Origin of the sequence: Spongiactinospora sp. TRM90649 (assembly GCF_029382225.1) — a bacterium.
In the GTDB taxonomy this organism is placed as follows: Bacteria; Actinomycetota; Actinomycetes; order Streptosporangiales; family Streptosporangiaceae; genus Spongiactinospora.
The window spans coordinates 143,606-164,460 of the sequence record NZ_JARLTC010000012.1 but is presented as its reverse complement, the minus strand read 5'-3'; the positions used below and the strand labels follow the sequence as shown (position 1 = coordinate 164,460).

General features: G+C 70.5%; 16 protein-coding genes and 1 pseudogene. 9 read left to right on the top strand and 8 right to left on the bottom strand.

Going from position 1 to position 20,855, the window contains the following annotated elements:
* The first annotated feature begins 10 nt into the window (after positions 1–10).
* The 5 genes from P3X83_RS17080 to P3X83_RS17060 are packed head-to-tail and all read left to right on the top strand — an operon-like array spanning position 11 to position 6,105.
* Positions 11–1,402, top strand: coding sequence for a 3-oxoacid CoA-transferase subunit A (locus tag P3X83_RS17080; protein WP_277306078.1), 1,392 nt, complete (start codon positions 11–13; stop codon positions 1,400–1,402).
* Positions 1,390–2,820, top strand: coding sequence for an amidase (locus P3X83_RS17075; RefSeq protein WP_277306077.1), 1,431 nt, complete (start codon positions 1,390–1,392; stop codon positions 2,818–2,820). The genes P3X83_RS17080 and P3X83_RS17075 overlap by 13 nt, the downstream gene beginning before the upstream one ends.
* Complete coding sequence (locus P3X83_RS17070; protein ID WP_277306076.1) at positions 2,817–4,277, top strand: aldehyde dehydrogenase family protein; 1,461 nt, start codon at positions 2,817–2,819, stop codon at positions 4,275–4,277. Before P3X83_RS17075 ends, P3X83_RS17070 begins: the two co-directional genes overlap by 4 nt.
* On the top strand, positions 4,274–5,362 hold the full coding sequence (locus tag P3X83_RS17065; protein WP_277306075.1) for an Ldh family oxidoreductase: 1,089 nt from the start codon (positions 4,274–4,276) through the stop codon (positions 5,360–5,362). The genes P3X83_RS17070 and P3X83_RS17065 overlap by 4 nt, the downstream gene beginning before the upstream one ends.
* Positions 5,359–6,105 (top strand): N-acyl homoserine lactonase family protein, encoded by a 747-nt coding sequence (locus P3X83_RS17060; protein WP_277306074.1) that lies wholly within the window; start codon positions 5,359–5,361, stop codon positions 6,103–6,105. The genes P3X83_RS17065 and P3X83_RS17060 overlap by 4 nt, the downstream gene beginning before the upstream one ends.
* Positions 6,106–6,124: 19 nt before the next feature.
* On the opposite strand, the gene P3X83_RS17055 is transcribed toward P3X83_RS17060, so the two are convergent.
* On the bottom strand, positions 6,125–7,501 hold the full coding sequence (locus P3X83_RS17055; protein WP_277306073.1) for an MFS transporter: 1,377 nt from the start codon (positions 7,499–7,501) through the stop codon (positions 6,125–6,127).
* A 97-nt stretch (positions 7,502–7,598) separates the two neighbouring features.
* On the opposite strand from P3X83_RS17055, the gene P3X83_RS17050 reads away from it, so the two are divergent.
* Positions 7,599–8,156 (top strand): TetR/AcrR family transcriptional regulator, encoded by a 558-nt coding sequence (locus P3X83_RS17050; RefSeq protein ID WP_277306072.1) that lies wholly within the window; start codon positions 7,599–7,601, stop codon positions 8,154–8,156.
* Between the two features lie 169 nt (positions 8,157–8,325).
* Here P3X83_RS17050 and P3X83_RS17045 read toward each other — a convergent pair.
* The 7 genes and pseudogenes from P3X83_RS17045 to P3X83_RS17015 form a co-directional block, all read right to left on the bottom strand.
* Positions 8,326–8,628 (bottom strand): annotated as a pseudogene (locus tag P3X83_RS17045) (IS701 family transposase); the annotation flags it as partial.
* Between the two features lie 143 nt (positions 8,629–8,771).
* Entirely contained in the window at positions 8,772–10,103 is a 1,332-nt protein-coding gene (locus tag P3X83_RS17040) for a UDP-glucose/GDP-mannose dehydrogenase family protein (RefSeq protein WP_277306071.1), read from the bottom strand.
* A 32-nt stretch (positions 10,104–10,135) separates the two neighbouring features.
* Positions 10,136–11,296, bottom strand: coding sequence for a right-handed parallel beta-helix repeat-containing protein (locus tag P3X83_RS17035; protein WP_277306070.1), 1,161 nt, complete (start codon positions 11,294–11,296; stop codon positions 10,136–10,138).
* A 3-nt stretch (positions 11,297–11,299) separates the two neighbouring features.
* Positions 11,300–13,210 (bottom strand): right-handed parallel beta-helix repeat-containing protein, encoded by a 1,911-nt coding sequence (locus P3X83_RS17030; RefSeq protein ID WP_277306069.1) that lies wholly within the window; start codon positions 13,208–13,210, stop codon positions 11,300–11,302.
* A complete protein-coding gene (locus P3X83_RS17025; RefSeq protein ID WP_277306068.1) occupies positions 13,207–15,624 on the bottom strand; it encodes a right-handed parallel beta-helix repeat-containing protein in 2,418 nt (805 codons plus the stop codon). Before P3X83_RS17025 ends, P3X83_RS17030 begins: the two co-directional genes overlap by 4 nt.
* A complete protein-coding gene (locus P3X83_RS17020; protein ID WP_277306067.1) occupies positions 15,621–16,880 on the bottom strand; it encodes a glycosyltransferase family 2 protein in 1,260 nt (419 codons plus the stop codon). The genes P3X83_RS17025 and P3X83_RS17020 overlap by 4 nt, the downstream gene beginning before the upstream one ends.
* Positions 16,881–17,512: 632 nt before the next feature.
* Positions 17,513–17,995: an Rrf2 family transcriptional regulator gene (locus P3X83_RS17015; RefSeq protein ID WP_277306066.1), complete on the bottom strand. Its 483-nt coding sequence runs from the start codon at positions 17,993–17,995 to the stop codon at positions 17,513–17,515.
* A gap of 283 nt (positions 17,996–18,278) precedes the next feature.
* Between P3X83_RS17015 and P3X83_RS17010 the strand changes: the two genes are divergently transcribed.
* Genes P3X83_RS17010 through P3X83_RS17000 form a run of 3 tightly spaced genes read left to right on the top strand, consistent with a single transcriptional unit; the run spans position 18,279 to position 20,854 of the window.
* Positions 18,279–19,199 carry a sulfate ABC transporter substrate-binding protein gene (locus tag P3X83_RS17010; RefSeq protein WP_277306065.1) on the top strand — a complete coding sequence of 307 codons (921 nt, stop codon included), beginning with the start codon at positions 18,279–18,281 and terminating at the stop codon, positions 19,197–19,199.
* A 7-nt stretch (positions 19,200–19,206) separates the two neighbouring features.
* Positions 19,207–20,040 carry a sulfate ABC transporter permease subunit CysT gene (cysT, locus tag P3X83_RS17005; protein WP_277306064.1) on the top strand — a complete coding sequence of 278 codons (834 nt, stop codon included), beginning with the start codon at positions 19,207–19,209 and terminating at the stop codon, positions 20,038–20,040.
* Positions 20,033–20,854: a sulfate ABC transporter permease subunit gene (locus P3X83_RS17000; RefSeq protein ID WP_277306063.1), complete on the top strand. Its 822-nt coding sequence runs from the start codon at positions 20,033–20,035 to the stop codon at positions 20,852–20,854. The genes cysT and P3X83_RS17000 overlap by 8 nt, the downstream gene beginning before the upstream one ends.
* Position 20,855: the final 1 nt, after the last annotated feature.

Below are 20,855 nucleotides of genomic sequence, written 5' to 3'. Positions count from 1 at the left end.
GAGAGGTCTGATGACAATCAACAAGATCTACGACTCGCCGGCGGCGGCCGTCGCCGACGTCCCCGACGGCTCCAGCGTGTCGATCGCCGGGTTCGGCATGACGCACAGCTTCCCGACCAGCCTCACCGTCGCGCTGCGTGAGCAGGGCGCGAGACGGCTCTGCATCGTCGCCAACTCCCTCGGCACCGGCGACTACCGATCCAACACGCTCATTGAGAACCACCAGGTCAACCGCCTGATCGTGTCGTTCTCCGCCCGCGCGGGCGAGGCGAAGTCCGCGGCCGAGCAGCAGATCGAGGCCGGTGAGATCACCGTCGAGCTGGTGCCCCAGGGCACCCTCGTCGAACGGCTGCGCGCCGGCGGCGCGGGCATCGGCGCCTTCTTCACCCGCACCGGCGTCGGCACCGCCATCGCCGAGGGCAAGGAGGTGCGCACCATCGACGGTGTCGACCACATCCTGGAATACGGGCTCAAGGTCGACTACGCGCTGATCCGCGCCGCGCGCGCCGACCGCTTCGGCAACCTGCAGTTCACCGGCGTCGGCCGCAACTTCATGCCCGCCTTCGCCAAGGGCGCCAAGGTCACCGTCGCCGAAGTGGACGAGATCGTGGACGGCACGCTCGACCCCGAGGCCATCGGCGTCCCCGGCGTGTTCGTGGACCGGGTCGTGCGCCGCACGGTCGAGGTCCCGCACGACTTCCCCGCCCCGCGCGCCGGGCGCGGCGCGGACAGCGCCCGCACCTACCACGGCAAGCCCGCGCTGACCCGCCGCCAGATGGCCGAACTGGCCGCCGGGCTCGTCCCGGACGGCAGCTACATGAACCTCGGTCTGGGCATCCCGACGCTGATCTCCAACTATGTCGAGGGCCGCGACATCGTGCTCCACTCGGAGAACGGCGTCCTCGGCTACGGCATGATAGCGACCCGCGAGGACTACGACCCCGAGGTCTACAACGCGGGAGGCCAGTACGTCCACCTGCGGCCCGGCGCGTCGTTCTTCGAAAGCGTCACCTCCTTCGAGATGGTCAGGGGCGGCCGGGTCGGCTTCGTCGCGCTCGGCGGCTTCCAGGTGGACGGCCAGGCCAACCTGGCCAACTGGAGCACCCCCGACATGATCGGCGGCGGCATCGGCGGCGCGATGGACCTGGTCGCGGGCGACACCACGGTCATGGTCCTGATGACGCACTGCGACTCGGCGGGCCGGCCCAAGCTGGTCAAGGACTGCGACTTCCCGCTGACCGGCCTGGCCTGCGTGAACATCGTCGTCACCGACCTCGGCGTGCTGCGCTGGGACGGCACGCGGTTCGCGCTGGAGTACATCGCCCCCGGGTTCACCGCCGAAGAGGTGGCCGCGCTCACCGAACTCGAACTGGACACCTCCCAGGTCCAATGGCAGAGCTGACCCGGCTCGGCGCGGCCGAGCTGGCCCGCGGCTACCGCCGGGGCGACTTCTCACCGGTCGAGGTCACCAGGGCCGCGCTCGGCGTCATCGCGGCGCGCGACGCCGAGCTGAACGCGTTCGTGCTGGTCGATCCCGAAGGCGCGCTGCAGGCCGCCACCGCCTCGGAGGCGCGGTGGCGTTCCGGCGCGCAACGCGGGCCCGCCGACGGCGTGCCGGTGACGGTCAAGGACCTGCTGCTCACCCGGGGCTGGCCGACCCTGCGCGGCAGCCGCCTGGTGGACGGCGCAGGGCCGTGGCTGGAGGACTCGCCCAGCGTGGCGCGGCTGCGGGAGGGCGGCGCCGTCCTGATCGGCAAGACCACCACGCCGGAGTTCGGCTGGAAGGGCGTCACCGACTCCGCCGGGTTCGGCGTCACCAGGAACCCGTGGGACCCGTCGCTCACGCCAGGCGGATCCAGCGGCGGCTCGGCCGTCGCGGTCGCGGCCGGGATGTGCGCCTGGTCGGTCGGCACGGACGGCGGCGGCTCGGTGCGCGTCCCCGCGGCGTTCACCGGGACCGTCGGCTTCAAGCCGACCGGCGGCCTCATCCCGATGTACCCGGCGGGCAGCAACGGCCCGCTGTCCCACCGCGGCCCGATGGCCAGGAGCGTGGCGGACGTCGCCGGGCTGCTGGACGTGATCGCCCGCCCCGACCCGCGCGACCCGACGGCCCACCCCGCCCCCACGCGCTCGTTCACCGGCTCGATCGGCGACGGCGTCGCGGGCATGACCATCGCCTACTCCCGCGACCTCGGCTACGGCCGCAACGACCCCGCCGTCGAATCGGTCGTGGACACGGCGGTGGAGGTCCTGCGCGACCTCGGCGCCAGGGTCGAGGAGGCCGATCCCGGCTTCACCGACCCCGTCGCGGCGTTCCAGACCATCTGGTGCGCCGGAGTCGCCAAGATCTTCGATCGCCACCCCGGCGCCGACCATTCGCTGGCCGACCCCGGCCTGCGCGAGTTCCGCGAGCGGGGCCGCGCCACGACGGCGTCGGAATACCTGGACGCCCTGGCCGTGTGCACCGACCTCGGCATCCGCATGGCCCGCTTCCACGAGCGCTACGACGCCCTGGTGACGCCGACCACCCCCATTCCGCCCTTCGCGGCGGGCCGTGACTGCCCCGAAGGCTGGCCGTCGCCGTTGTGGGCCTCGTGGACCCCCTACACCTACCCGTTCAACATGACCAGGCAGCCCGCGCTGAGCGTCCCCTGCGGCGTCACCGGCGACGGCCTGCCGGTGGGCCTGCAGATCGTGACCGCGCGCCACGAGGACGCGCGCGCCCTCCAGGTCGGACGGGCCTACGAGCGGTGCACCCGCTGGGCGGACGGCACGCCCGTGCGGAGTACGCCCAATGAACCGGAAGGAAGGGCACAGTGACCTCTGTCCCCAACATCGGCAGCAGCATCGGAAATCTGATCAACGGTGAGTGGCACCACGACGGCGCGGAGCGCCAGGTGCTGCACAAGTTCACCGGCGAGGTCCTCGCCGTCGCGCACGACGCCACCCCGGACGTCGTCACCGCCGCCGTGACCGCCGCGCGGGCGGCGAGCGAGTCCCCGCTGCAGCCGTACGAGCGGTTCGAGATCCTGCGGAAGGTGGCCGACGCGATCGCGCGCGACCGGGAACGGCTCGCGCTTGAGGTGTGCAGGGAGTCCGGCCTGACGCTCAAGGACTGCCTGGGCGACACCGACCGCGCCGTGCAGACCATGCAGATCTCGGCGGAGGAGGCCAAGCGGATCACCGGTGAGATCGTGCCCATCGAGGCCGCCCCCGGGTTCGAACACCGGATGGCGTTCACCCTGCGGCGGCCGGTGGGCGTCGTCGGGGCGATCACGCCGTTCAACTCGCCGCTGAACACCGTCGCGCACAAGGTCGGCCCCGCGCTCGCGGCCGGGAACGCGGTCGTGGTCAAGCCGTCGCCGTTCACCCCGATCGCCGCCGCGACGCTCAGCTCGATGCTCCTTGAGGCGGGCCTGCCGCCGGGCCTGATCGGCCTCGTCCTCGGCCCCGGCGACCCGGTCGGCACCGCCCTCGTCGCGGACGAACGGGTGGACTTCTTCACCTTCACCGGCAGCACCGCCACCGGGAAGGCCATCTCGTCGCGGCTGGGGATGCGCCGCGCGACGATGGAGTGCGGCAACGTGTCGGGCACGATCGTGTGCGCCGACGCGAACGTGCGGGACGCGGCCGAGCAGTGCGGCCGGGGTGCCTTCCGCAAGGCGGGGCAGGTCTGCACCTCCGTGCAGCGGATCTACGTGCACGCCGACGTCTACGACGAGTTCCTCGGGCATCTGGTGACCTCCGCGTCCGCGCTGGTGGTGGGGGATCCGGAGGACGAGAAGACGGACATCGGGCCGATGATCAGCGAGGCGGCGGCGCGGCGGGCCGAGGAATGGGTCGGCGAGGCCGTCGGCCAGGGCGCCCGGCTCGTCCTCGGCGGAATCCGGTCCGGGGCGGCGATGTCGCCGACCATCCTGACGGACGTGCCGCCGGCCGCGCGGGTGGTGTGCGAGGAGATCTTCGCGCCGGTGGTGTCGGTGATCCCGTTCAAGGACTTCGACGAGGCGCTGCGGGTCGTGAACGACACGCCGTACGGGCTGCAAGCGGGTGTCTTCACGCGCGACCTGAACAAGGCGCTGGAGGCGGCCCGGCGGCTGCGGGTGGGCGGCGTCGTGATCAACGCCACGTCGAGCACCCGCGCCGACCTGATGCCGTACGGCGGCGTCAAGGACAGCGGCTACGGCGTCGAGGGCCCCCGATACGCGATCCGCGAGATGACCGAAGAGCGCTTGGTCCTGCTGGAGCCCGCCCGCCCCCTGGACGGCGAACGATGACCCACAACGCCCCTGGCGACCTCGGCCATCTCGCATCGACCGGAGACACGCCGCCCATCGCGGCCGATCGGCTGGTGGAGACCGCGACGCGGATCCTCGTCGCCTCCGGCCTCCCCGACGCGGACGCGCGGCTGGTCGCCGACTGCCTCGTCCAGGCCGACCTGTGGGGCCACCAGTCGCACGGCCTGCTGCGCCTCGGGTGGTACGTCAACCGGCTGCGCTCCGGCGTGATGACCCCCCGGACCGCCCCAGAGACCGTCATCGACGGCGGTGCCGTCGCGACCATCGACGGTCACGACGGCGTCGGCCAGGTCCTCGCCGCCCACGCCGCCCGTGAGGCGACCGCGCGGGCTGCCCGGCACGGGATCGGAGCCGTCGCCGTACGGAACTCCAACCACTTCGGGATGGCCGCGCACTTCACCAGGATGGCCCCACCCGCCGGATGCATCGGCATCCTGACCACCAACTCCAGCCCCGCCATGGCGCCGTGGGGCGGTCGCGTCAAGGCCGTCGGCAGCAACCCCTGGTCGATCGCGGTGCCGATCGGCGACGAGCGGCAGATGGTGCTGGACATCTCCAACACCGCCGTGGCGCGCGGCAAGATCTACCTCGCCCGCAACCAGGGTGCCGAGATCCCCGACGGCTGGGCCATCACCGCCGAGGGCCGCCCCACCCGCGACCCGGTCGAGGCCATCGCCGGGACGATCCTGCCGATGGCCGCGCACAAGGGCTACGCCATCTCGGTGATGATGGACGTCCTGTCGGGCGTCCTGACCGGCAGCGGCTTCGGCACCGCCGTCGCCGGGCCGTACCAGGCGGAGCGGCGCAGCGGGTCCGGGCACCTCTACATCGCCCTGGAGATCGCCGCGTTCATGCGGGTCAAGGAGTTCACCGCCCGGATGGCGGAACTGGTGGCGGAGCTGAAGGCCGTGCCGTCCGCCGAAGGGGCCGGGGAGGTGCTCTACCCCGGCGAGGTCGAGGAGCGCACCGCCGCGCGGAACCTGGCCGAGGGGGTCAGCCTGCCCGGCCGGACGCTCGACGACCTGCGCACGCTGGCGGCCGAGCTGGACGTGGTGGGCGTATGACGCCGACCATCAGGCCGCTACGGGTTGGCGCGTCCAGGAATGTCCCGCTGGAGGCCGCCGTCTACGGACGCCCGCACGGCGAGACCTCGGACATCATCATGTTCATGTTCGTGGTCGAGGCGGGGGACCGGCTGATCCTGGTGGACTCCGGCACGCTCTCGCCCGACTACGTGCGCCGTCACCACCCGTACGACTTCGCCAGGGACGACGAGGCCGAGCCGTCGATCGTGCTGCGCGAGCACGGCTACGACCCCGCCGACTTCGACACCGTGATCAACACCCACCTGCACTGGGACCACTGCTCCAACAACGCGATGTTCCGCAACGCGCGGGTGCTGGTGAACAAGCGGGAGTTGGAGTACGCGATCGATCCGCTGCCCGTGCACCGCAGGGCCTACGAGAAGCTGCCCGGCCTGCAGGCCCCCTGGATGGCCGCGTGGGACCGCATCGAGACGGTGACCGGTGAGCACCGGGTCTGCCCCGGCGTCACCGTCGTCCCGCTGCCCGGCCACACGCCCGGTTCGCAGGGCGTGCTGGTGGAGGCCGGGAGCGGGCGTTACCTCATCGCGGGCGACGCGCTCGGGGTCTACGAGAACTGGGACGACCGGGACTGGCGCGACAGTGTGCCGCCGACCATCCACACCAACCTCTTCGAGTGCTACGAGACCTTCGAGTACATCGCGAGCCTGGACTGCGAGGTGATCCCCAGCCACGACGGTCGCGTGGCCGACCACTATGCCTAGCCGTCCAGGCCGCTTGGCGTCACTCGGCGGTGGCCGCGAGGACCGGACGGCGTCCCGGGATCAGGCCGCCGGAGACGACGGCCGCCACCAGGGCCGTGCCCGCCGCCACGGCGAACGCCGTGGTGTAGCCGCCCGCCGCCTGGGTGGCCAGGCTCGCCGCCGCCACGCTGGAGGTGACGGCCGCGCCCACCGACGCGCCGAACTCGTGGAAGGTGCTCACGATGCCGGAGGCCACTCCGGCCTCGTGCGGCGCCACCTGCCCGAGCGCGGTGGCCGAGGCGACCACGAACAGCGCCCCGATGCCCGCCGAGCCGAGGCTGACGCCGATCACGACGGCGGGCGTGCCGGTCGTGACCGCCGGGACCGTCAGCCCCGCCGCCGCGAGCAGCAGACCCGCGATCGCGACGGCGCGGCCCCCCGCCCGGCCGATGACCCGTCCGCCCAGGTTCGCCCCCGCCATCGTCGCCAGCGCGACCGGCAGGAACAGCAGGCCGGTGGCCAGCGGCCCCAGCTCCGCGTGCCCCTGCAAGTAGAACGAGCCGAGGAAGAACACCGCGACCATCAGCGCCGTGGCGATCGCGATCACGAACGTGCCCGCCACCACCGGACGGCGGAACAGCAGGCCGAGGTCCATCAGCGGCGACGCCGCGCGGCGCTGCCGCCAGCCGAACAGCAGGTAGAGCAGCACGCCGGCGGCGAACAGCAGGAGCGTCCGCGGCGCCAGCCAGCCGGTCTCGCCCGCGCCGATCATCGCGTAGATCACCGATCCGGTGGCGGCCGTCACTAGCGGCGCGCCGAGCACGTCCGCGCGCCCGCGTCCGGCGTCGATCGCGGGCAGGGTGGGGAGCACCCGGACGAGCACCGCGAACACGATCACTCCGACCGGCACGTTGACGAAGAACACCCAGGGCCAGCCGGGACCGGCCGCCAGCAGTCCGCCCACGAGCACGCCGACCGCCGCGCCGCCGCCGCCGAGCGCCGACCAGATGCCCAGCGCCCGGTTGCGCTCGTCGCCGTCGAACATCCGCACCACCACGGACAGCGCGGACGGCGACAGCAGCGCCGCCCCCACCCCCTGGCCGACCCGCCCGGCCAGCACCAGCGCGCCGTCCTGCGCCGCGCCGGTGGCGAACGAGGCGATGGTGAACACCGCGAGCCCCGCGAACACCACCCGCCGCGGCCCGATCAGGTCGGCCACCCGGCCGCCCAGCAGCATCAGCCCACCGAAGGTGAGCGTGTAGGCGCTGACCACCCAGGTCAGCGTCTCGCGATCGAGCCCCAGGTCCGCGCCCATCAGCGGCAGCGAGATCGCCACCACCGTGACGTCCAGGATCAGCATGAACTGCGCGATCCCGAGCAGCGCCAGCACCTGCCAACGGCGCGGGTAGTCGCTCATGATCCCTCCAATGAATAAGTCGTACAGCCATGTACGAGCTGCAACCGCTAGGCTAACCCATACATTCTTGTACGACTTACCGATCCTGCGGGGAGACATGAGAGCGGACGCCCAGCGCAACCGCACCGCGATCGTGCGCGCCACGGTCGAACTGCTGCGCCGCGACCCCGACGCGTCGATGGCCGACATCGCCGCCGAGGCCGGGGTCGGCCGGATGACCCTCTACGGGCACTTCGCCACCAGGGCTGAACTCCTGGAGGCGGCACTGACCGACGCCCTCGACCGAGGTGACGTCATCCTGGCGCAGGTCGATCTGGACGGCGACCCTCGCGAGGCCCTGACCCGGTGGATCCACTCCGGCTGGGCCCTGGTGGACCAGTCCCGCTCCCTCCTCGCCGCCGCCCAGAAGGAACTCCCACCCGCCCGCATCCGCGACCTCCACGACAAGGCCGAGTCCCGAGTGCGCGGCCTGCTGGAACGAGGCCGCCAGTCAGGCGCGTTCCGCACAGACCTCCCGGTGACCTGGCTCCTGACCACGACCCACGTCGTCATGCACGGCGCGGCCGACGAGATCGCCGCCACCCGCCTCACCCCCACCGAAGCCCCCCACTTCATCACCGCCACCCTCCTCTCCGCCTTCACCCCTCCCGCCTGACCACCCCGCTGCACTGCCAGTACCGCGCGGTGCACTGCCAGTACCGCCGGGGTGCGCGCTGACGCGCGCCCAAAGACCCTCGCTTCGCTCGGACGTTCCTTCTCGGGCCGGGCTTCGCCCGGCGCTCGCGCCCCCGGCCGATCACTTGGACACCGCATTCCGCTAGACCAACCACCAGGAACGCCAGCGCCGGCATGGCCAAGGTCATGTACCGATACCAGGCGGGATAGAGCTGGACCTGATACTGGTCCAGGCCGGTCTCGTTCTCGCCCGCCTGGAAACACTCCTCGATGCTCCAGCGCATACCGGCCACCCTCACCAAACGGTGCAACGGCACCGGAGTGACGCTGTGACAGTGGTAGAACGCCAGGTCCGACGGATTGCCGATGGAACGGCGGATCAGCAGGCGGTGGGCCGGATCGCCGGTGGCGGCCAGGGCCCGGTCATAACGCCTCTCACCTTTGGCCCCGTCTTCCGGCGGTACCGGCGAGGGTGAGGTTAGCGCGCGCGTCCCGGCGGTACCGGCGGACGGCGGGGGGTGAGTCCGGTAGTGCGCACCCCGGTGGGGCCGGGGGAGCGGTCAGCCCGAGCGTGTGGCTCGGGCTGACCAGGGAGTTACGGGCGGCCTAGGGCGCGGTATTCCCAGCCGGCCTGGCGCCAGGTGGCGGAGTCGAGGGCGTGGCGGCCGTCTACGATGCGGCGGTGGCGGACGGTTTGGGCCAGGACGGTGGGGTCGATCTGGCGGAATTCCGTCCATTCGGTGAGTAGGACGACCACGTCGGCGTCCTGGGCGACGTCCATCGCGCTCGTGCCGTACCTGAGTTCGGGGTAGGCGCGGCGGGCGTTGTCGAGGGCGGCCGGGTCGTAGACGCGGACGGTGGCGCCGAGGCCGTGCATGGTCCGGGCCACGTCCAGGGCCGGGGCGTCCCTGATGTCGTCGGAGTTGGGTTTGAAGGCCGCGCCGAGGCAGGCGATGCGTGCTCCGTCGAGGCGGCCGTCGAGCAGTTCCCTGACCAGGTCGATGGTTCGTGAACGGCGGCGGCGGTTGATCGCGTCGACCTCGCGCAGGAACGAGACGGCCTGGCCGACGCCGATCTCCTCCGCCCGGTGCGCGAAGGCGCGGATGTCCTTCGGGAGGCAACCGCCTCCGAAGCCGAGCCCGGGCTGGAGGAAACGGCCGCCGATGCGGTCGTCGTAGGCGAGGGCCTGGGCCAGGTCGCGGACGTCGGCTCCGGTGGCCTCGCAGACCTCGGCCATCGCGTTGATGTACGAGATCTTGGTGGCCAGGAACGAGTTGGCGGCCATCTTGACCAGCTCGGCGGTGGCCAGGTCGGTGACCACGGTCGGCGTGCCGAGGTCGAGGATCGGCTGGAACGCCGCGGTCAGCCGGTCGCGGGCCCAGTCCGAGGTGACGCCGAAGACGAGCCGGTCCGGGCGGAGCGTGTCGTCGACCGCGAAGCCCTCGCGCAGGAACTCGGGGTTCCAGGCCAGTTCCACCTCCTCCCCGGCGGGCGCCAGCTCACGCAGCAGGCCGGTCAGGGTGGAGGCGGTGCCGACGGGGACGGTGGACTTGCCGACCACCAGGCAGCGCCGGGTCAGGTGAGGAGCTAAGCCGCGTACGGCGGCCTCGACGTGGCTGAGGTCGCAGGCGTCCAGGCCGGGCTGTTGCGGGGTGCCCACGCAGATGAAGTGGATGTCACCGTGCTCGGCGGCCTCCTCGTAGGAGGTGGTGAACCGAAGCCGGCCCGACTCCAGGGTCTTGGCCAGCAGTTCGGGCAGGCCCGGCTCGAAGAAGGGCACCTGCCCGGATCGCAGCTTCTGGATCTTGCCGGCGTCCACGTCGAGGCCGACCACGTCATAACCCAGCGAGGCCATGCAGATCGCGTGGGTCGCGCCCAGGTAGCCGGTCCCGATCACGGTCAACCGGGGAAGTTCGGCCTGGCTCATGTAGCTGTCTTCCTTTCGTGTTTCGCAGGGATTCACCGGCAGTCGCCGTCCTTCTTGCTGATCGGGCCGCCGGTGACCTTGTTGTCACAGGAGATCGAGTTTCCCCCGACGGTGTCGTTGATGCCGACGCCGCCCGAGCCGCCGAGGTCGATGATGTTGGCGCGGAACACGTTGCCGGTACCCCAGCCGTCCACGATCTCGTGGGTCTGGAAGCCGTCGGCGTTGGTGTGGCTGCCGGTGTTGCCTTCGATGAGGTAGCCGTTGCCCTTGACGTCGACCCATGAGTCGTTGTGCTTGGAGCCCGCCAGCTTGGAGCCGTCGAAGACGTTGCCGATGATCTTGCCGTCGGAGGTGCCCTCCTTGATGTCGATCGCCTCGGCGGTGGCCCGGATGACGTTGCCGCGCACGATGTTGCGATCGCTGCGGTCCATCTGACCGCCGGAGAAGGTCTTCCAGTTGCTCTCGGCGGTGCCGAGGTAGACGCCCTCGCCGAACTTCTCCCTGCGCAGGCCGGTGGCGTAGATCATGCAGTACTGGACGACGTTGTCGCTGCTGAAGTTGCGCAGGTGGATGGCCTCGTCGCCGATGTCGTGGACGGTCAGGCCCTGGATGATCGTCTTGCTGGTCCGGTCGGCCATCACGCCCTTCTGGCTGTTGCGGACGGTGAAGCCGACCAGCCGCCAGTGGCTGACCTGGTCCAGGTGGAAGGCGTAGCCCTTCTTGACGCCGCCGCCGTCGATGATCGCCTCGGGCGGCCCGCAGACGAAGATCGGGTCAGCGGCCGTGCCCGGGGTCGTGGCCACGAACCTTCCCGTGTAGACGCCCGGCTCCAGCTCGATCACCGCGCCGGGCTCGACGCTTTCCAGCGCCTCGACGAGCTGGGCGGCGTCGCTGACCGTGACGGTGGCCTCGGGGCAGTCGATCTTGTCGTCGCCCACGGGGACCTCGATGTCGGGCGGCTCCTGCGACGCGGTGAACGGGGCGTCGTCGTCGGGCTCATCTTCCACCTGGGACGCCTCCTCCGGTGAGTCCAGCGTGCCTGCGGTGCCGCCCGACTTCGGCCGGATATCCTCGATCGGAGTGTTCGCGCCGCCGCCGGCACCGTTGAACAGAGTGTGCAGCAGCACCACGACCACCACGGTGATCGCGGCCCCGAGCAGCATTCCGAGCCAGGTCCTGCCGTCCACGCGCATCGCTCAACTCCTTCTCGCTGGGGCCTGGGAGCCGGCGGTGCGCAGGATCCGGACCGGCCGCTCCTCCATCAACGTCTGCTTCTCGTACGGGTTGACGAAACGGCGACCGGCTCGCGGACCGTCGCCGCGCAGCGACCGCAGTGCCGCGATCACGATCAGGACGATGACGCCGAACCAGATCAGGTTCATCGGCTTGGCGATCCGCCTGACGGAGGTCCAGAAACCGGCCGTGTCCTGCCAGCCGTCCAGGTTGTTCCGTTCGACCACCAGTTTCCCGGTGGTCCGGGCGATGTCGAGCGCGCTGCGCCCGGCGCCGCCGAGGGTGTTGCCGGTGATCTGGCTGCCGCCGGCCGCGCCGAGGACGGTGACCGCGTGCAGCGACGCCGACTGCACCGTGTTGGCGGAGATGGTGGCCTTGGCGTCGCGGAGGTAGATGGCGGTCTGCGTGTCCCGCACGATGTTGCCGCTGACCCGCGCCGACAGCACGCCGTCGCGCAGCGCGATGCCCTGGATGCGCTGGTCCCGCAGGCGGTTGCCGGAGATCTGGACGGCGGTCGCGTCCTTGCTCACCACGATGCCCATCTCCCCGCCGATCACCTCGGTGGTCTGCACGACGGGCTTGACGCCGCCCTGGATCTCCACCCCGTAGCGCCCGTTGTCCTGCGCCACGCTACTGATCAGCGAGCTGCCGCCGAAGCCGCGCAGCGACTCGCCCGACGCGGACGGCCCGCGGGCCAGCGGCAGGCCGCTGATCGTGAAACCGTTTCCGGCGTTGCGCTCGGCCCGCGAACCGGTGATCGTGACGTTCTGCGTGCCTCGGGACAGCACGAAGCCGTCACCCCTGCTGCCGGTCACGGTGGTGTTCTCCACGGAGGCGTTGCGCGCGAAGCGGTGCAGCAGTACGCCGTGGACCAGGCTGCCGGTGACCGCCACATTGGTGATCTTGGTCTGGTCGGAGGCCGTGATGAAGATCCCGTAGGCGTTGCCGGTGATCCGGGTGTCGGTGATGACGCCGGTGACCATGTTCGCCTCGGGCAGCCGGTAGCCGACCTTCCTGGCGCCCGCCCCGTCGGTGATCTCGATCTCGGAGTCGCCGCCTCTGCTCGGCACGAGCAGGCCGTTGGGGAGCAGCATCCGCTGCTTGACGTCTTCTGGCGTCTGGGCGGCGGGGACGATCGGCTCGGCGTTCCTGGTCGGCCGGTCGCTGCCGGTCAGCGCCACTCCACCGGTCGCACCGCTCCAGAAGCCGAGGTGCTCCACCTGGGCGTGGGTCATCTTCAGCTCGCCGCCGACGGCGCGCAGGTAGGCGCGGCCGTCGGAGACCTTCGTGTCGGCCGTCCTGGCGTGGGAGTCCCAACTGGAGATCCGCACCGGGTTCTGCGCCGAGCCGTTGATCCTGATGCTCGCGCCGAAGCCCACGATGGACACGAACGCGCCGGGTTCGCTGCGCATCCGGATCACCAGCGGCCCGGTCGCGTTCTGCAGCACCAGTTTGGCGCCGGGGCCGAGGAACAGGTTGATGCTCAGCACGTAGGAGTCGTCGGACTGCTTCTGGAACTCCTCCTGGCCGAGCCGTTCGAGATCGGCGATTCGGTAGGGTTCGCGGCGCTGTGGGAGGACCATCGTCCGGCCGTTGGCCGAGCTGGAGATGTGCGGCACGCGCGCCTGCGCGGCCGCCGGTCCGCCACGGGCCAGGGCCGAGGACAGAGTGGCCCGGGTCTGCATGATCCGCAGATCCTCCTGGTCCACCAACGTCGACTGCTGCTGGGCGTCCGCCTCCGCCACCTGGTTGACGCCGGGGAGCGGGGCGGGGCCCTCGGTGTAGGAGAGGTACGCCCAGGTGCCCGCCGCGACCAGGCCCAGCACCAGGACGATCAGGAGAGGGGAGCCCTTGCGGCGCCGTGAACCGCTCATGCCGGGCCCCCGGCCGTGGGGACGGAAGTGGCGTGCCGGGGCGGGGCGGGCGGACCTATGGGACGCCCGGGACCGTTACCCGGGTGCGCCGGGTATCCCGAAGCAGAGGGCTGCGCTGGATGCGGCGGATGTGCCAGGTGCAGCGGATGTGTCGCCTGTGGCCGGTGCTCGGCCTGCTCGCGCGGCTCGTTCGCGGAGGCCGCGCGCAGTTCCATGACCGGCCGGTGTTCCATCCACCGCTGCAGTTCGTAGGGGTTGTGGATCCCGGTACGACGTCGCCGTCGTTCGACGGTGGCGCGGGACCTGAGCGCCGACACGATCACCAGCAGGATGACTCCGGCCCAGATCACGTTCATCGGCTTGACGTAGCGCTGCGCCTTCGTCCAGAACGACGAGGTGTCCTTCCACCGCTCCTCGTCGTTGTTGTGCTTGTTCACCTTGCCGTCGGCCCGCGCGACGCTGATCGCGCTGGTGCCCGCGCCGACCGTGGTGTTGCGGGTGATCTCGGTGGCTCCGGCGGCCCCGATCACGGTGATGCCGTGGGCGTTCGGCTTCGCCAACGTAGTGATCTTGTTGCCGATGATCTTGCCGGTGGAGTCGCGGATGTAGATGCCGGTGACCGTCCCCGTGATCGTGTTGCCCGCCACGTGCGCGCCGACCGCCCCGTCGCGCAGCGCGATCGCCTGACGGCGCTGGTTCGTCAGCTTGTTGCCGGAGATCTGCACGCCGTTGGCGCCCTCGCGCACCACGATGCCCATGTCGCCGCCCACGATCTCGCTGGTGTGCACGGCCAGCCGGGTGCCGCCGAGCACCTCGATGCCGTACTTGCCGTTGTTGCGGGCGACGCTGTCGTTGATCGAGCTGTCGCCGAAGACGGCCAGCGACTCGCCGCTCGCGGACGGCCCCTGGGCGAGCGCGCGCCCGTTGATGGTGAAGCCGTTGAGCCCGTTCCGTTCCGCGACGCAGTTCGTGATCCGGGCCTTCTCGGTGGCCCGCGACAGGACGAATCCGTCGCCGCCGCTGCCGATCACCTTGGTGTCCTCGATCGTGGCGTTCTTCGCGAACCTGTGCATGAACACCCCGTGCACCAGGCTGCCGACGATCTTGTTGTTGATGATCCGGGTCTGGTTGGAACCCGACACGAACAGGCCGAAGGCGTCGCCGGTGATGACGCTGTGCTGGATCGAGCCGGACACCAGCTCGTCGGCGAGCACGTGCGTCGCCGTCCCCGGCCCGATCGGGCTGGTCTCGACGTCGCCGAAGTTGCTCCCGCCCTTGTCCTTCCCGACGCCGCTGAGACGTTCCCGCTTGTCGCGGTGACGCTGCTCCTTGGTCCGGTGCCGGTAGACGCTGGCGGGCCTCTCGGTGCCGGTGAGCGCGATGCCCCCGGTGCGACCGCTCCAGAATCCCAGGTGGGAGACCTGTGCGTACTCCATCTCGAAGTTGCCGCCGACCGCGCGGATGTAGGCGCGGCCATCCGTCGTGGTGCGGTCGGGCTGCTGGGTCCGCACGTCCCAGCTGGAGATCCGTACGGGCTGCCTGGCCGTCCCCTTGATCTTGATGTCACCGCCGAAGGCGATGATCGAGCTGAACGAACCGGGCAGGCTGCCCATCCGCAGGGTCAGCGGGCCGCGCAACTGCAGGGTCGCCCCGTCGGCCACGAAGACGTGGACGCCGAGCAGGTACGAGCCGTCCTTCAGTTTGCGCAGGTACCGGCCGTTCTCGACGGCCTCCAGGTCCCTGATCGTGTACGGCGCGCTGGTGTTGCGCGCGGGCAGCACCAGTGTCCTGCCGTGCGCGGAGACGAACACCTGGGGTTGCTTACGCTGCGCGGCGGCCACCCCGCCGACCTGCATCAATGCCGTGAGGGCGGCCCTGATCTGCACGATCCGCTGGTCTTCGACGTCGACCAGCATCGCCTGCGCCTCGGCGTCGACCGACGACAGCGTGCCGGACTTGAGGATCTCGTCGTTCGCCATGATCGCGTCCTCCGGCTGGACCGGCTTCGCGTCCGGTTCCTCGCTGGGGGTCGCCTCGGAAGTGCCGGTCGGTGCCGGCTCGGACGACCGGGCCGTGTTGGGCCGCACGACGGCCTTCGGGGTCGCGCCGACGGTCGTACGGGCCTTCGGGGTGGGCGCGGCCGTCGGACGCTTCTTGGGCGACGCCTTCGGGGTCGGGTCCTCTTCGGCGGATTCCTCCTCCTCCGGGGACGGCTCGTCCGTGGGGGTCTCCTTCTCCGTCGGTCGTTGGCCGGAGTCGGGCTCCGACGATTTCGGCGGATTCGGGAACACCGGATCAGGCGAGGTGAGCGCCCTGGCCATGGCCACCGACGAGGAGACCACGGTCGCCAGCCCGACGCCCAACCCGAGCGTCAACGCCAGGACGACCGGTAAGAGCCGGGCGATCCGCGTCATCCTACGCCCTTGAGGGTGGAGGCGGTCTGGCCCGCGCCGCCCACCTGGTCGGCGGAACGGGTCAGCCAGCCCTGCTTGTTCATCGTCATGAACGCCCACAGCTTGATCGGCAGCGCGATCATGATGACCACCAGGCAGAGCACCGGGAGCAGCAGGATCTCGCCGGGGTGGCGGCGCAGGTGCGACCAGCCGCGGATGCCCCGGCCGAGGAGCACCCAGCCGAGGGCCAGCCCGATGCCCGCCGGGGTGAGCTCCAGCCTGCTGAAGAACAGGTAGGCGAGGGTGATCCCCATGGTCACGGGCGTGAGCAGGATCTGTAGGACGGTCACCTTCGTGACCAGCGGGGTCTTCCACAGCCACCCCTTCCACAGGGCGGTCAGGTAGCAGCGGTAGGAGTTGCGGCTCCACCGGACGCGCTGCTTGACGAAGGCGCGGAACGAGTCGGGGAACATCGAGATCGCCCGGGCCGTGGACTGGTGCACGGTCTTGTATCCCGAGGCGAGGACGAGCCAGGTCAGCCGGCCGTCGTCACCGGCGATGCACCGGCGGCCGAGGAAGAACTCGTTCTCCAGGTGGTGGACGACGGGGTCGATCGCCGCGCGCCGATAGGCGGAGGTCCGGCCGGACAGACAGGCCACCCCGCCCCTGCTCCCCATCGCCGGTACGTAGTCGTAGTAGCGGAGGTTGACCAGCCAGTCCGCGATCCGCCGCCAGATACTGGTGGTCCGTTGGAACACGTTCTGCTGAGTGCCGACCCCGCCGACCGCCGGGTCCTCGAAGGGCATCTGCACGGCCTCCAGCAGACCGGGCTGCCACCACGTGTCGGAGTCGGCGAAGACCACCACCTCGCCCCGCGCGGCCCGGATGCCCACGCCGAGGGCGGAGCGCTTGCCCGCGTGCTCGTACACGAGCACGCGCAGCCGCCTGTCGTCCACCTCGCGGAGTTTGGCGTGGCATTCGGTGTCGCCGACGTCCACCACGATGATCACTTCGTTAGGGTTCTGCGACAGCCAACTGTCCAGACAGCGCACCAGGATCTCGGGATCCTCGCGATAGGAGGGGACGACCACGGACACCGTCGTCCGGAAACCGTTCACCACCGGTTTGGCCAGCCGGGACAGCACCACCCGGTAGATCCACAGCCCCCAGACCAGCAATCCGGCCAGGCCCAGTGGGATGAGGTCTCGCCAAGAGCCGTTGGTGGTGGAGCGAACCGCCCACTCGTAGGCAGCGTCGAGCCAGTTGGAATCGGACACGGAACCCCTCCCGGATAGCAAAGCTGGGGCGTGGTCGCCGATGCGCGCGACATCGAATTAGGCGATCCGTAAAGGGAGATCGTGGGACCGTTCCAAGTGTTACGGGTTTGGCGGGCCTGTTTCCTGGGCATGGTGTGACATTTGTTACATCCGGCTGGCGGGCCGGACCTGTACCTGTTCTCGTTCGGGTGCTGCGGGCGGGCCCGCCGCCCCAACCGGCACCGCCGCGGTGCGCCTCGACCTCGCCCTCTTCCGCACCGCCGTCCCTGCGGGTTCGCCGTGGTGTGCGCCGGTACCCAGCCCGCGCCGCCACCTGCATCGTCATCCGCGCTGGTACCGCTGGGGTGCATGCTGACGTTCAGGGGCTCCTCCACCTGTGCTGTCGTCCCTACCGGTACTGGCGGGGTGCGCGCTGGCGCGCCCAATGGCCCTCGCTGCGCTCGGACTGTTCTTCTTGGGCCGGTTGGGCCGGGCTTCGCCCGGCGCTCACGCCCCCGGCCGGTCGCCTGAAGACCGCTTTCCGATGCCTCCATGGCCGAGAACTTTCGGTTACTCCCTAACGCGGTCCTTTTCGAGCTGTTTATCCCGTTTCCGGTGCGGCCTCGGGCGGCCACCATCAGGGGGCGAGGGGGTTAGCGCGCACCCCGGCGGTGCCGGTTGGACGGTGGTGCGGCCGAGGGAACTGGGGGCGGTTGGGTGGGGTCAGGGGGTGGTGCGTGGGGGGTGGGGGTTGGAGGGGGTGGGGTGGTGGCGGCTAGGTCGGCAAGGGTGATCTCGGTGAGGAGGGCGGTTTCGTGTTCGCGGAGTTCGGCGCGGATCTCGGCGACGAGGCCGGCCGCGCCCGGGACGCTGAGGGTGCTCTCGTCCACGCCCTCCGTGACGCGGATGATGTCGGCGACGGTGATCTGGTCAGGTGGGCGGGCGAGCCAGTAGCCGCGGCCGCGCAGGCCGTACACGAGGCCGGCCTGGCGTAAGAGTTGCAGGATGCTGCTGCAGTACCAGCGGGGGATGCCCTGGCTGGAGGCGATCTTGGCGGCGGCGACCCGGTTCGGTGCGGCGGCCGCGAGCGCGACGGCCGCGCGCAGCGCGTACTGGGTGCTCGCGGAGATCGCCAAAGTGCCACACCGACCTGAACTCTCGATGAAACCACGGTTACGGAAACTGCGGATCTTGACAGCGTCTCTGACCAGGGGCGACAAGCGACACAGAACGGTAACGGGAACCGAGGAGCACTTGCCGAAGGTGCCCTCTGGGCCCTTCTATAGCCAATATATCGACCGGTCAAGTAGGAAATAGGGAGAATACGTGCAATTACGCAGGTTTCGGAGTCTGGCGGCGGCCTCGGCCGTAGCGTCGGTGACCGCGCTGGCCACCGCCTGCGGCGGGGGAGCAGGAAGTATGACGGACGGCAAGGTCCAACTGGCCCTGGTGGCGTACTCCACGCCGCAGGCGGCCTACGAGAAGATCATCGCGGCCTTCCAGGCCACACCGGCAGGTAAGAACATCACCTTCACCAAGTCCTTCGGCGCGTCGGGCGAGCAGAGCCGCGCGGTGGAGGCCGGCCTCTCAGCCGACATCGTCGCGTTCTCCCTCGAACCGGACATGACCCGTCTGGTGAAGAAGGGCCTGGTCGCTGACAACTGGAGCGCGGGCGAGCACAAGGGCATGATCACCGACTCGGTCGTGGTCATCGCCACCCGCAAGGGGAACCCCAAGGCACTCAAGACCTGGGACGACCTGGCCAAGAAGGGCGTCGAGGTCATCACCCCCAACCCGTTCACCTCTGGTGGCGCTCGCTGGAACGTTCTCGCGGCGTACGGGGCCAAGTCGGAGAAGGGCGTCAACAAGCAGGCGGGGGTGGACTACCTGCACACACTGTTCGCCAACGTGCCGGTCCAGGACGACACCGCCCGCAAGTCGCTGCAGACGTTCTCCGGCGGCAAGGGCGACGCCCTGATCGCCTACGAGAACGAGGCGATCTTCGCCCAGCAGAACAACCAGCCGCTGGACTACACGGTCCCGGACTCCACGATCCTGATCGAGAACCCGGTGGCGGTCACCAAGAAGTCGGCCCATCCCGCCGAGGCCGCCGCCTTCCTGAAGTACCTCTACACGCCGGAGGCCCAGAAGATCTTCGCGGAGAACGGCTACCGGCCGGTGGTCCAGAACGTGCCGGGGGCCTCGTTCCCGACCCCGCCCGCGCTGTTCACCATCGCCGACCTCGGCGGCTGGCCGAAGGCCACCACCGAGTTCTTCGACCCGCAGAACAGCGTGATGGCGGACGTCGAGCGCAAGCTCGGGGTCTCGATCGAGGGCTGACCCAGCGGTGTCCACGCAGACGCTCTCTGCGCCACCCTCCGGGACGGCTCGCACGCCGTCCCGGAGGCGGGGCACCGCGCTCGGGCTCGGCGCGGCGGTGCTGTACCTGAGCCTGATCGTGCTGATCCCGCTCGCCGCCGTCGTGTGGCGCTCGCAGGAACGCGGGATCGGCCACTTCTTCCGGGCCGTCACCACCCCGGACGCCTGGGCCGCGCTGACGCTCACCCTGGGCGCCTCGGCCGTGGTCGCGCTGATCAACCTGGTGATGGGCTCGATCATCGCGTGGGTCCTGGTCCGTGACCGGTTCGCCGGCAAGACCGTCGTCGACACGCTCATCGACCTGCCGTTCGCGCTGCCCACCATCGTCGCGGGCCTGGTGCTGCTCACGCTGTACGGCCCGGCCAGCCCGCTCGGCATCGACCTCGCCTACAGCAGGGCGGGCGTGGTGCTGGCCCTGCTTTTCGTCACGCTGCCCTTCGTGGTGCGCACCGTCCAGCCGGTGCTGCTGGAACTCGACACCGAGATGGAGCAGGCCGCGGCTTCGCTGGGCGCCCGCTCGGCGCAGATCTTCGTCCGCGTCATCCTGCCCAACCTGGTCCCGGCGATGCTGTCGGGCACCGCGCTGGCCTTCGCCCGCTCGATGGCCGAGATCGGGTCCGTCGTGCTGATCTCCGGCAACCTGCCGTTCCAGACGCAGGTCGCGTCGGTCCACATCTTCAGCCAGGTCGAGACCGACAACCCGGTGGGCGCGGCCGCCGTGTCCACCGTGCTGCTGGTGGTCGCGCTGGCCACGCTGGTGATCCTGGACGTGCTGCAACGATGGGGGCGGCGCCGTGGCTAACGAACCCGTGACAGGGCTGCGGCTCCGCGCCGGATCCAGGTACGGCCTGCGCGCGGTGGCCCTGGCCTACCTGCTGTTCCTTCTGGTGCTCCCGGTCATCCTGATCGGCTGGCGCACCTTCCAGAACGGCCTCACCCCGGTGCTGGAGGCGCTGGCCTCACCGCAGGCCCAGTCGGCCTTCCGGGTGACGCTGATCGTCGCGTTCTGGACGGTGCTGGCCAACACGATCTTCGGGGTCGGCGTGGCCATCCTCCTGGTCCGGCACGAGTTCCCCGGCAAGCGCCTGCTGGGGGCCCTCATCGACCTGCCCATGGCCGTGTCGCCGGTCGTGGTCGGGCTGGCGCTCATCCTGGTCTACGGTCGGTTCGCCCCGTTCGGCGGCTGGCTGGAGAGCGTCGGCATCCAGATCGTCTTCTCCACTCCTGGCATGGTGATGGCGGCGGTGTTCATCTCGATGCCGCTGGTCATCCGGGCGGTGATCCCCGTCCTGGAGGAACTCGGCGACGAGCAGGAGCAGGCGGCCCGCACCCTGGGCGCGGGCATCTGGCAGACCTTCCGCCGGATCACCATCCCGGCCATCCGCTCGGCGCTCGCCTACGGCGTGGTGCTGTGCCTGGCCCGGGCGCTGGGCGAGTACGGCGCGGTCGCCGTGGTGTCCGGCCGCCTGGTCGAGAAGACCCAGACCCTGACCCTGTTCGTCGAGGAGCGTTTCCAGAACTTCGACGAGGGGGCCGCCTTCGCCGCCGCGACCGCGCTCGCGCTCGTGGCCGTCATCACCCTGCTGCTCACCAAGATCCTGCGCCCGAAGGGGTGAC